Annotated in this window: 8 protein-coding genes and 1 CRISPR repeat array; all 8 genes read right to left on the bottom strand. The window is 45.8% G+C overall.

All coding sequences use genetic code 11. From position 1 onward, the window contains the following. Positions 1 to 109: 109 nt before the first annotated feature. A CRISPR array of direct repeats spans positions 110 to 2114; the repeat unit is 37 nt; unit sequence GTTTCAATCCCTGATAGGGTTTTAGGTTGTTTTCGGC. 254 nt (positions 2115 to 2368) lie between these two features. Continuing rightward, positions 2369 to 2641 (bottom strand): CRISPR-associated endonuclease Cas2, encoded by a 273-nt coding sequence (gene cas2 / locus NDI35_RS26815; protein ID WP_445315396.1) that lies wholly within the window; start codon positions 2639 to 2641, stop codon positions 2369 to 2371. 16 nt (positions 2642 to 2657) lie between these two features. Then, entirely contained in the window at positions 2658 to 3662 is a 1005-nt protein-coding gene (cas1d, locus tag NDI35_RS26810) for a type I-D CRISPR-associated endonuclease Cas1d (RefSeq protein ID WP_445315395.1), read from the bottom strand. A 22-nt stretch (positions 3663 to 3684) separates the two neighbouring features. Next, the gene (cas4, locus tag NDI35_RS26805; protein WP_445315394.1) at positions 3685 to 4278 is read right to left on the bottom strand and encodes a CRISPR-associated protein Cas4; all 594 of its coding nucleotides are present in this window, start codon (positions 4276 to 4278) and stop codon (positions 3685 to 3687) included. Between the two features lie 284 nt (positions 4279 to 4562). Beyond that, positions 4563 to 5399, bottom strand: coding sequence for a CRISPR-associated endoribonuclease Cas6 (gene cas6, locus NDI35_RS26800; protein WP_445315393.1), 837 nt, complete (start codon positions 5397 to 5399; stop codon positions 4563 to 4565). A gap of 3 nt (positions 5400 to 5402) precedes the next feature. Then, the gene (gene cas3, locus NDI35_RS26795) at positions 5403 to 7679 is read right to left on the bottom strand and encodes a type I-D CRISPR-associated helicase Cas3' (RefSeq protein ID WP_445315392.1); all 2277 of its coding nucleotides are present in this window, start codon (positions 7677 to 7679) and stop codon (positions 5403 to 5405) included. Beyond that, entirely contained in the window at positions 7672 to 8463 is a 792-nt protein-coding gene (gene cas5d, locus NDI35_RS26790) for a type I-D CRISPR-associated protein Cas5/Csc1 (protein ID WP_445315391.1), read from the bottom strand. Before cas5d ends, cas3 begins: the two co-directional genes overlap by 8 nt. Positions 8464 to 8574: 111 nt before the next feature. After that, positions 8575 to 9591, bottom strand: a complete 1017-nt coding sequence (cas7d, locus tag NDI35_RS26785) for a type I-D CRISPR-associated protein Cas7/Csc2 (protein ID WP_445315390.1) — start codon at positions 9589 to 9591, stop codon at positions 8575 to 8577. Between the two features lie 11 nt (positions 9592 to 9602). Next, positions 9603 to 12344: a CRISPR-associated protein Csc3 gene (locus tag NDI35_RS26780; RefSeq protein WP_445315389.1), complete on the bottom strand. Its 2742-nt coding sequence runs from the start codon at positions 12342 to 12344 to the stop codon at positions 9603 to 9605. Positions 12345 to 12390: the final 46 nt, after the last annotated feature.

Here is a 12390-nt window from a genome sequence, read left to right as displayed (position 1 = left end):
CATTATTTTTGGGATAGGCAAGCGTGTAACAATTATGCTGCCTATCTTTTTTTAGCACACATGGGCTCAATCCTCACCACCTCTGGGTTTCAGGCTGGTTGTCACCCCCCCAGCAATCCCTGATAGGGTTTTAGGTTGTTTTCGGCCAAGCCGATCGCCTCGCTCATTCTGCAACCACTGAGAGTTTCAATCCCTGATAGGGTTTTAGGTTGTTTTCGGCAGTGAGGCAAACAGCCAGTAATCTTCTACAGGGTACTGTTTCAATCCCTGATAGGGTTTTAGGTTGTTTTCGGCTTTTTGGTTCTCAACCGGGATGCGGTTCACAAACGGGTTTCAATCCCTGATAGGGTTTTAGGTTGTTTTCGGCGCAAAGCCGGAACCCTTGCCAGCACTTAGCATCCAGTTTCAATCCCTGATAGGGTTTTAGGTTGTTTTCGGCTGTAGCAACTTCGTTGCCTACATAATGTATGGCGTGGTTGTTTCAATCCCTGATAGGGTTTTAGGTTGTTTTCGGCACTTGCTCTGCAGTAGTAAGAATTGGTTGCAGTAGGTTTCAATCCCTGATAGGGTTTTAGGTTGTTTTCGGCCAATGCTTGTCTATGCGTTAAAACAAGCCAACGATCTCGTTTCAATCCCTGATAGGGTTTTAGGTTGTTTTCGGCAAGAATTGCGATCGCCCTTGCAGCTCTTGCCAAGTTTCAATCCCTGATAGGGTTTTAGGTTGTTTTCGGCAGTTAGACTGAAACACCAAAAAATGACAATTAAAAGTTTCAATCCCTGATAGGGTTTTAGGTTGTTTTCGGCGATTCTAGACGGCATCCCATCTCATCAAATTAGGAGTTTCAATCCCTGATAGGGTTTTAGGTTGTTTTCGGCAATTGTGGCGGTAGCGAACCGCCTAAACGCTTTTGTTTCAATCCCTGATAGGGTTTTAGGTTGTTTTCGGCACGAAATGATTGGTAAAGCTGGCTTTCTTCCAAGTTTCAATCCCTGATAGGGTTTTAGGTTGTTTTCGGCGCAAAATATCCAGTGACCAACTGGACAAACTGCTTTCTTCCAAGTTTCAATCCCTGATAGGGTTTTAGGTTGTTTTCGGCCATTCAACCAACGATGATTTTCTATGTATTCGCTGTTTCAATCCCTGATAGGGTTTTAGGTTGTTTTCGGCGTCAACAAACTAGGAGAAAACACAATGACTTACGTTTCAATCCCTGATAGGGTTTTAGGTTGTTTTCGGCTTTATAATTATTTATTTTACAATAATAAGCTAGTTGGTTTCAATCCCTGATAGGGTTTTAGGTTGTTTTCGGCCTAATTTAACCAAACCAGGATAGCTAGAGGCAGGAGTTTCAATCCCTGATAGGGTTTTAGGTTGTTTTCGGCTTTTGACTAGCTTGAAAAGTAAGAGGGACAGGAGCAGGTTTCAATCCCTGATAGGGTTTTAGGTTGTTTTCGGCAGACTGGTTAGGCTCAACACCCCCCCATCTAGCCCAGGTTTCAATCCCTGATAGGGTTTTAGGTTGTTTTCGGCTAAACACACCGCCGTCGTAAACTTTACGAATTTTGGTTTCAATCCCTGATAGGGTTTTAGGTTGTTTTCGGCTTTAAAGCCCCCCGCAGCTTGATACCCCTTCAGTAGTTTCAATCCCTGATAGGGTTTTAGGTTGTTTTCGGCATGGCTGAGCTTTTGCGATCGCAGGAAACCCGCATTCGTTTCAATCCCTGATAGGGTTTTAGGTTGTTTTCGGCAAGGTCATCATCAACCTCCCTAACCCTTTTCAGAGTTTCAATCCCTGATAGGGTTTTAGGTTGTTTTCGGCCTAAAATTTTATCATCTTTTTTGGCTGTTGGATCTGTTTCAATCCCTGATAGGGTTTTAGGTTGTTTTCGGCCTTATAGACGCTGTCAGAAGACAAAAATCATTAGAATTAGTTTCAATCCCTGATAGGGTTTTAGGTTGTTTTCGGCTAGTTGTTTCGATCTCTTGCGACATACGTATTGCGTATGTTTCAATCCCTGATAGGGTTTTAGGTTGTTTTCGGCTCTAGCAGCTTTAGCTGTTTGGTCTTTACCCCGCGTTTCAATCCCTGATAGGGTTTTAGGTTGTTTTCGGCCGCCGGGGTTTGGGAGGCTTGAAATATAAGGTTTTCAAGGTTCAGTTGCGTCTGACTGCAATCAATATACCGTTTGGGCGATCGCCCTGTCAAGGGGGCAAAATTCAAATAGACCTCAAACTCTCTCCCAGTAAAGCTTTCAGCATTTGCGTCTGACCCGCATGAGGTACAAACCACTGCAAACCCAGTCCTAGTAAAGCTCCCAGCCATTAAAATTCACCCCCTCCGTTCTACACCTACAGCCAGACGCAAAATCAAACCATAAAAATCGTAGTATCCAGCGGTGCCCGGCCGCCAATCCGCTCGATCTTGCCCTGACAGCAAGCGCACAAATAGTGAAACAGGATGCTATCTTCTTCCGACTTAATCACCCTACTCAGACGTTGGCGCATCCGGGCATACTGGGTATCCGTCACCTCGCAATGAAACACCGAATACTGCTTCCATTCCCCATAAGACTTGAGGATGTTGTGAATCTTAGTGCGGCGCTTGTCCTCAGATATATCGTAGCAAACCAAAACAAACATAACTCGATCGCCCTCCCTATCTCAAAATCAAAGGTGGATACTTATCAACTTCACCCATCAAATACTTAGCCATCAACCGCCCTTGAATTTCAAAAGCTTCTTGATAAGTACACAACTTTCCCATCACTGGATGCTTAAACTTTGACTGTTTCTTTTGTTCGTAAATTCGCAAAAAATTGTGCAGCGCTTCTTTTGTCAAAGAAACCGCCCCGCTCAACGGTTCTGCCGTAAAATCATTAGGCGAAACTTTCTGCAAATTTATCGCCGTCAACACTACAGCATCAACTACCAAAGGTCGAAATTCTTCCATCAAATCCAGCGCTAAGGAAGGACGGCCATAGCGCTCAAAATGCAAATATCCCAAATACGGATCGAATCCCACAATATTCACCGCACTTTGAACATCGTGCCGCAGCAGAGAATATCCCAAACTTAACAGAGAATTTACCGGGTCAGTAGGCGGACGGCGGCGGCGAACTTCAAAGCTAAATTCCGGCACGCGAATCAGTTGATTGAAGCAGCCAAAATAAGTCGCACTACCCGCCCCCTCTAATCCTCGCAGAGAATTAATACTCGAAGTTTTGTCAATAGAGGCGATGACTTGTTTCAATTGGGCGATCGGCTTTTCAAATTCCTGTGGAGAATATTTGCGCTGACACTCTAACAAAGTATTGCGGTAATTCTTGAGCTTTCCCCGTACAAATCCCCTAACTAAATGCACGGCTTGTTCCGATTCCCCAGCCGCTTGCCACTGAGCTTTTCGCACAAAAATATTTTTCGTCATTTCCGGTTCCAACCTCCCCAAATAACGTCCGTTTAGAGTCAGAAAACTTAAAGGAATGTGACGTTCCAAAAGTTCCAAAACAACAGCAGGCGAAACTGTAGCCCGTCCCAATGCAACAACACCATCAATCTTAATTAATGGCACGTCCAACAGATTTTTTTTATCAGCTTTAACCGTCAGACGTTCATCCACTTTGCCGATAAAAGCATCTTCTTGAGTAATGTAAACTGTTCCCATTGTGAATTCTCCTATTTGCAGGTTAACTTGCTTCTTGATAGCGGTTGACTTTGGCCGCAGCTTGGGGCAGGCATTGGGGAAAAAGACTGCATCCCGTACACCGAGCCGTGTAAACTGGTAAAGGGATATTTCCCGATCGCCAAAGAGCAGCGACTTTTTCAATAGTGGCGATCGCTTCCTGTCTCAATTGCTCAGAAATCTCCACTAATTGCCGCTGATGCGACTGCGCGTAATACACATATCCAGTCGCAATAGTTTTCCCCGTCATCTCCTCCAAACAAAGCGCTTGAGCGCAAACCTGCAACTCATCATTATCCCATTCCCCCTTCCGTCCCCGCTTATATTCCACGGGGTAAATCTCACCCTCAGCCGACTCAATCAAATCCGATTTACCAATCAGTTTGTAGCGCTCGGATTTCAGCCAAATCGCCCGAACCTGCCAAGTTTTATCGCGATTTATTTCGCCCATCGTGTGAACGCGATCGTGCAAACTTGTCCCTTCAATGGTATACTGATTATCGGTAAATTCTCCCGCACAAGACATTCGCCAACAGCGATGAGCGCAATAGGAATATTGGTTGAGAGTTGCGATCGAAATGTAATCTAAATCGTTCATGTTTTTGATGGTTTGTAGGAGATTGGTAATTGGGAATTAATTAGTGATGCCCCAGTCCGCCAGGGGTTGAAACCCCTGTCTCATAGCTAAAGTCGGTTGAAACCGACTGAAGAAGTAATTTAATCATTGATGAGATTTTGAGCTTATCGGTAACAGTAAGCGCAAAGGTTTAAACCAACTGAAAAAGTAATTTAATTATTCATACTTGCAGTCCTCTTAAGAGGACTTTAGCTTTGAGGCAGGGGTTTCAACCCCTGGCGGACTATGGTTTTTACGTTCAGTTATCAAGAACTCTTATTAACAACTATTCGCCTAGTCATTCCCATCCCCATCGGAGTTTTTCTGCCCACCCCGCAGTAAACAGCAAAATCAGCCAAAGCATTAACTTGCTTAATCACTAAAGGCTCCACATCTCCCAAAATCCGATAACTAACTTCCCCAACCATGCCGACAAAATCGCTTTGATAGTTAGTCAATTTTTCACTTCGGATATTGACAAATGTCGAAAAAAGTGCATCGAAGGAAAGATCGGAAATTGCGATCGGGCTGTACTTATTCCAGCGACTGAGGAGACTGTTAAAAACGCAGTCTCTAGTAGGAATCACTGAATCAAATTTTCCCTGTCGAAAGGTAGTAGGAGTCGCAAAACTGAGGGCAATTAAGCGATTAGTTTCCGAAGCGCGATCGTACAATTGAGAGTAATCGCAAGCATTAGCCCAAGGCTGATCTACTTGGGGCGTTCCGAGAATCTTAGTAATCATCAAATCGGCGGGCCCGAGATGCCACGGCTTCGAGGGATTGAGATTCAGCCAAAGATTAGTTAATTTGCCAAATAAAGTGTCATCAAGCAGAGTAATTCGCCACCAACAAAGGGTGTGTTCTGGAATCGGTTCTGTGTGTTCCCATTGCAGGAAATGGTGTTTTTTGAAAGGGCATTTTTTAGTTTGCAAAGGGCTGAGGGTGAAGGATTTTTGGGCGGCGGCATCGTGGAGGCGATCGCCGAGTTGTTTGTCAACGGAGCTCACGAGGGTGAGGAAGAGGGCGTGCAGGTGTCTTCCGGTGAGGTATCCGGGGGGAATTGGGGCCAGGGGAAGGATGTTGAGGACTAGGCTGTGCGGCATAATTTAAACTACCCAGAATTCTTGATTGTCAGGACATCTTAAGGTAATGCCAGCGGAGGCGATCGCCAAAATGCCGGATAAACTTGGAAAAAATGTATATTCTTGTTCGTTAGCAAAGCTATCTTTGACCGTAATCGGATAGCATTCGATTCCTTGTTTTCTGAGTTTGAGAATTGCCCAGCGATTTTTGCGATGTTCTCGGACAATCACACCGGGCATTAAGGACGGTGTAAGCTGGGAAATTAACGCTGTGGGACGGACGTTATCGCCGATCGTCCGTTCGATCGTACAATTTTTAAAAGCATACAGTTTGCAAAGATAGTTGTTTGCAAAATCTTCTAAATCTGCAACTTGCAATGCAAATTTTAGTCCGTAAGTTTCGGTGGCGCGATCGGTAAGCACAATCCCATTTTCATCGGACGCAAATTCAAAAAATCTCAGCAGGTGAATGGGATCGAGATTGGTTTCGCCGACTTCATCGAGTAAAAAGTTTTTGGGGTCATAAATCTTGACATTTTCAAACAAACTTTCTCGAAACTTGAAAAGTGGCGCATAAGTGGCTTTGAGAATTGTCGCGTATTCTTTCAACTCTTCAGCGACTGTTTGGTTTTTGCGGATTTTTTCCTCAACTAATTCGATTGAGGTTCTCCCAGAATCTATTTCTTCCCAATCTTCGGGATAGTTTGCTTGCATAAAACTGATGACGCAGTTTTGACCGCCTTTAATGTACTGCCACTCTTTTTGAATTTGTTTGATAGTAGATTTGGCCACATTTTCTGCACCTTGCAATACCTTCATCCGCCGCCGATAAGAATTCCAGTCTCGTTTACCTCCTAAGACTATTTGCATGGTTTGATAAAGCTGCATAACTAAACTTGCTTCGGGCAAATTTTCCAGCAAAGTTTCCAGTTCCAGTAAGGGTTTGGCAATTTCTAGAAAAGCTTCGGAACGCCAGTAAATGTCGAGAAAGGGACGCTTCATGCAGTCTAGACTTTCTAACATTTCCGTCAGGGTTTTGCGTCCACCGGAACAGTCAAGTTGTTCGATGCCTTGTTCCCAAGCGCGATCGGGCAAATAGGCGATCGCCTCAGAAGGAATTTCGGTTTGCGTTCTCCCTAAAACCCTTCCGACACGCCCGATGCGCTGCCAGAATGAAAAGCGATCGCGCGTGGAAAAAATCAACCAATCGAGATTTTGCCGGGGTGTTTCTTTCTCCCGATCGAAGTTGAAGCCCACATCGACGGTACTGGTAGCTAGAATCACTTGTTTTTGGGCAGCCAGCGCACGTTTTTCCTTCGGTGTATCCCCCGTAATCCGCCCGCAGAAATCGGCAAATCCTCGATCGCGCAATTGGTCAGAAATGCGCCCTAGGGTATCTTTGGCATCAAGAATTACCGCCCCATTTTGGTCAGGATTTTCTCTGAGTCGCCGCAGAACTTCTTGGACAATTTCTGCGATCGTAGTTTCTTTATCAACCTGCTTGCGAATTTCTAGCTTGACTTCAGTTTGAGAAGGACGTAGATAACTAATTTGACTTTTGCCATCGATTCGAGCAATTTTTACCCCATTTTTTCCTAAGACATTTAAGGCTTCTTCGCAAGCCGGTTCTGGCGTTGCCGTCAACAGAACAATTTTTCTATTGTACTGAAAGTAGCCAAACTCTTTAGATAAAGCGAGATAGAAAAACAAGCTAACTAATTGTTTGGCATCGTAAAGGTGAAATTCATCGAAAATTACAGTCGAGAAACTGCTGTAAAATTCACTGGCAATATTTCCGCGATCGATATTATTGTAAGCAAAAAACGTCGCGTAGTAGAAAATATCCGGGTTTGTCACCAGCAAAATTGGTCTACCGCCACCGCATTCAGGAAAAATAGTTGCAGGTTCGCGCAAAACATTATAGATTTTTTCCCCTGAACGTTTCCCAACGCGATCGTCTGGCCAGGAATGGACTTGTCTAGCAGAAGCAGCTTTTACGATATGAGGTAAACCAGCCTCCCGAACAAATTTTTCGGCGGCTTCAGTTTGTTGGTCAATTAAGGCATTTGTGGGCGCAATATAGATAGCATTGCGCTGAGAGTTGTGCAGCAAAACACTCAATCCGGCTTTGGTTTTTCCCGTTCCCGTCGGTGCGAGGTCGAGAATGATATCATTATTTTCGGACGCTTCATAAACATCGACTTGATGCTGCAAGGCTTGTCCCATAAATTCCAGTTGTTTAGGCAATTGGGGACAGGCAGAAATGCTGGCTGGTTCGAGTTTAATTTTCAGATTATCCATTGTTGTTTCCACCACAGAATTCAAGGTTAGCTGGGAGAATAAAATCGCCGGCTTGCAGCGCCTCACCGCGAAACGAAAGATTTTTCAATAACGATGCGGGCGGCATCGAAATTAAGTCGAAAGCGAGGAGTTCGATATTTGCAGGTAAGTCAGCCGCACTGAGATAGGTATTGCAGCGATAATCGCCCCTTGGAAGTTGAATAACATCGAATTTTTTAATGATTTCAACGCGGACTTTGCTGGTAAATTTGCCGACGCGAATGTATTCGGGCAATTCGCGATCGCCAAATACCAAAGTTTGAAACCGATTTCCTCGTTCAATTACTCGCAATCGCCCGGTTTGGGGGAAGTTGCTAGGACGATAGGTACTGGGTTTTTTTCCCGTTCTACTGAGGGGTAAATCTTCGCGCGCCGTTGCTACTCGGTTATTTGTCATCGCATACCAATAGGAGTCAGAAAGGGCGTTAAACCGCTCAAATCTGAAAGATAAAGTGCCGTCAGCCGGCCATGCGGGGAGGATGTAGCTATTACCGGAAAGGGGCGTTAAATCTTCTATATACCGAGGTCTGCTGGTGTCTTGTCCGGTGAGGCGATAGGGCGATCGCGCCCAACCTAAAGCATAGGCTAGTGCATAATTGCCGATCGCCCCTTCGGTATAATAAGTATCAGACAATTCCCGCGAGGCAAAAAACACCGGCTCGGCGCACCAAAGTTCGACTAAGTGTGCGGTTTGATAGGTAATTACGGAAGCGGAAGAAGTTCGGGAAAGTTCTAATTGCGGCATGGTAGAGATTAATTCAAACAATTAAATAAACGCAAATCCTGTACGGGCAAGTTCACCCCTATCCTTTAAATTGAGGATATTTGTAAACCCGCCCCGACACAGGGACAAGATTTATGATTCCTCCGATTTTTTACCTCGCCCTTTGGTCTTGTTTTCAGTTTTCACTTTGCGCCAAGGTGCGTAGGATTCATCCAAGCGTTTGAGGAATGTTTCTTGTTCCGGTAGCGACCAATGTCGATCGACATCGGCAATCAGCGCGTCACATTCGGCTGGGGAAAGCTGCATCGAAATACCTCGTTTATTTGTCCAACTGCCGATTATTTCCTGAGTTGCATCTACTAAAGATGCGGTTTTTAAAGGATGTTCGAGGGCGGTATTTTGGGCTTTCAGCTTGTCATAAACCCCTTGTACTAATTCCAGAGAACTCGGCAGTTCAGCAATACCACCAAATACACCGAGAATTTGATTGTCCATGCGTCCGACGCGGCTGGAAACTGCACCGTAACGACTGGTTAATAAAATGTTGCCGAGGGTGTAGCGCAGTTCGTCAGCGGTGACATCTTTGAGGGTGACAATATCGAGGAAGTGAACCCCAGGTTTGATGTATTCGCTGGTGTTGAGGGCCGTCGAAGCGTTACCCTTTTCATCGCGCATAGTTCCGGTTTCAAAGATAGCATTGATGGTGCGATCGGCAATTAGTTCTGTCGAATGCAACACGCTAAACGCATCCTCTGTCCACACCCGGCTTTTTTGCGCCCCTTCTCCTCCCGCTGCGAAGCCGTAGAGGAAGCAATCAACGCACATTTCACAAGGCGCATTGGTATTGAGAGCACAAATTGCATCAGTTTTTGGTGCCGTGTAGAGAAGATTGTGCGATCGCAAAAACTCTCGTCCTTTCCGCCTTTCCGGTGCAACTTGTTTGCGTTTTGTCATCACCAGCCGAGGAATTGATTCGGTATCTTCAATGCCAGCTTGCACGTATTCACTACACATCGGTTCGCCCGTTCCCTCTGTCCGAAAAATGGTTTCCGATTGCGTGGTACGAAGGACAACAATCCCAAGGGTGCGGCCTTTGGGGAAGTTTTCGTAGCTAGGTGCGAGGAAGGGTTGCAATTTTGCGATCGACATTTTGTATTCTCCTAGTTGTTTGCAGATGTGGTTGCAGATTCGGTTTTAGACGTGGTTGCAGATTCGGTTATAGACTTAAGTTCTTGACGCGCTTCTTGTAAAAAGAACAAGTAGGCAGCTTCGAGGGTTTTGCTATCAGTTAGCAGTCGTTCGGGACGCGAGTGATAAACCTGCTCAAACAGTTGTTGCAAAACTTGATAAAACTGCTTGACTTGTTCGTATTTTGTTGCACCCACGCCGTGTTCTCGAATGCGATCGAGACGGTTGTGATATTGCTGCACTAGGGCGGCAAATACCGTGTCCCAATCCATATGAGATTTTCGCGATCGCACAGCTTTGATAAATTCCGAAAACGGCTCTGTTTGGGCAGTGCGGCGGAAGGAACTGCCCCGCAACTTAGCAGATTCGGCAATGTGTGCTGCTTGCTTGAGATAGCTAGAAACGCGATCGTGTTCTTCTGACATGAGACTCCTCAGTAAAGTATTCAAAGGTTCTTTTATCCGAGACCAAATTGCCTCCAAATTGGGGTCATCTTGTTCCCGCAGCAGCCAGCGCAGCAGGACGTAATAGAAACTCAGGGGACGAGTTGCCGCCCGCGCCAAGTCATACAAACAGTCATCTTTTTTCTGAATACTTGCCACCGAAATAGCTAGCTTTCCGATACAGCGCAGTCGTTCTAAAACTTGCTCGGCCGTGACGGCCGTGCGCCGTTCTTCCTTGGATAAATGACCCTTTCGCCGATACTGGCCGCTGCCTAATAGTGGCTGCAAAGATGACGGAATTCCCTCAACTTTTCCGAAAAAATCCCAAGTTGGTTCGACTTCCAGATTGGCACCCAAAACAAAGGGAAAACCAAACTCAAATGCCAAACTCATTTCCAACGCCAACCTGAGCGATTTCAGCAACGCGACGGAGTTATTAACTTCTCCCCACAGCACGGGAATTGTCACCGTTGAGTTGATAAATTCAGGACGTTTTGGCAGTGCCCAGCCAACCATTTTGTTGGATTGAAAGACTATCTCGTTTTCCCGGTAAAGTTTAATTTCGTCAACTGTTACTGTCCCATCTTCATTCTGGGCGGCGGTATTTTTCAGAAAATTTTGCCAAATTGTTCTGAGTTCAATACTCGATCCTTTTGGCAGGGCAAAGTGAAGATATAGCGGGTCTTGTTTGACAGAATTAGGGAAATTTGCACCAACTGCCATCAACTGATAACCCAATGCCGATAAGTTATCTGCCCGCCGTTTGGGTTCAGCAATCATGCCGCCGGGAAGACGATTGGAAAAAGCTTGGACTTTGGTTCCCGGTGGCATTTTCGGGGAACTCAATTCGCCGATTTGTAGCGATGTCGTCCCCAAGGAACAGCGCTGGCGCGGGTTAGCTTCAATGTAGGCTGTGAGTTCATTAAAGCCTTGCCAATTGGCTGGTGTGGAAAAGTTGAGCAGTTGCCGAACGGCATTTACCAATTCTTCAGATACGTCTACCTCTTCGGCTTTCCCGCGCAGTTGAAAGGAGTCTTCTAAGGCGGCAAATACCTTTTCTAACTTCTGTTCACGATCGCCCTTGATGGATTTAGCCGCAAACAAACAGCGTCCGTACTGGGCGTTAAACGGTTCCAATGCCGCCCGCTGTTCTGGGGATAATCCGACTTGTGTCGCAATTCGATCCCAAACCTCCTTGGGGCTAAGTTCGGCGGCCCGATAGCTGAGGTAAGCGGTTTTTAGCCCTTCAGAAATGGCAAATTCATCGGCATTGGAAACTGGATGCAAGCCGACAGCAGCGGCAGCGATAACGGCATTTTCTCCAGCATCTCCCCCATATTTTTCAATATCCTTTGCGACTTTTTCGACTTTGTAACCGCTGGCTTTTTTTAGCAGTAACTTCTCTACTTCGTCTAAAGTTGCTTCGGGATTTTGTTGGATGGCTTGTGGGTCGATTTTGATGCCGTCTTTGGTGGCGTTCACGAGTTGTTCGACGTTGCTGCTAAAGACGCGATCGATCTTTTTTTGCCATTTTTTAGCAATGATTGGGCTTAAATCGCCGTCGGGAAAGGCTTCTCCGACAAAAATTTGACCGTTGGGATCGATCGCGAGGGTATGCAAATTGCGATCGTGCAAAACCTCTTCACAAGCTGACAGCAACAGCGAAGTTAAATAACCTCGGTCTTCGGAAAGAGTGACATTAAATAACTGACTAGGACGACCCAAAGCAACGGTTAACTCGGTTTCAACTTTGCGAATGCGCTTATTTTCCTCAATGCCTAAGTCAAATAAGTCGCCCCCAATCAACATCGCGGCCCAACGTTTGATGTTGGGGTCTTCAGGCAAAAAACGCATTCCATCGCTGGCGCTGTGGCCGGAATGGCGTTCTATCAGGCGGCGGACGAGTTCGAGTTCGGCCTCGGTTTGGGCGAATTTGGCAACGCAGGCGCGATCGAGTTGTTGTAGCAAAAAAGTGTGATCGCGTGCCAACGTCTTAACATTGCGTCCGTCGTCTGCCAGCTTATTCAAATCGTGAACGGCAGTCGCGGCAAGAATACAAGCGCGTTTGTCATCGGGAACTCCGGCAATTTTGCTAACCGTTAAAACGAACTGACAAGCCGAATCGAGGTGTTCGGCAAGGGTGCGTCCTTGACGAGTGCCATACTGTCCGTGATTGGTATGCAGTTGGTAAAGTTGGGGACGAACTTCCCTAAAGTAGCGGTGGTCTAAAGTTGTTGATTCTTCATCAACAAGCAGGCTTTTCTTTGACATATTTTTGCCCTAATCTGTTGATTTTTATAATTTATTTGCTTGAGTT

The organism is Microcoleus vaginatus FACHB-2002 (assembly GCF_040004035.1).
GTDB lineage: Bacteria > Cyanobacteriota > Cyanobacteriia > Cyanobacteriales > Microcoleaceae > Microcoleus > Microcoleus vaginatus_C.
This window is presented reverse-complemented; position numbering and strand designations above follow the sequence as displayed.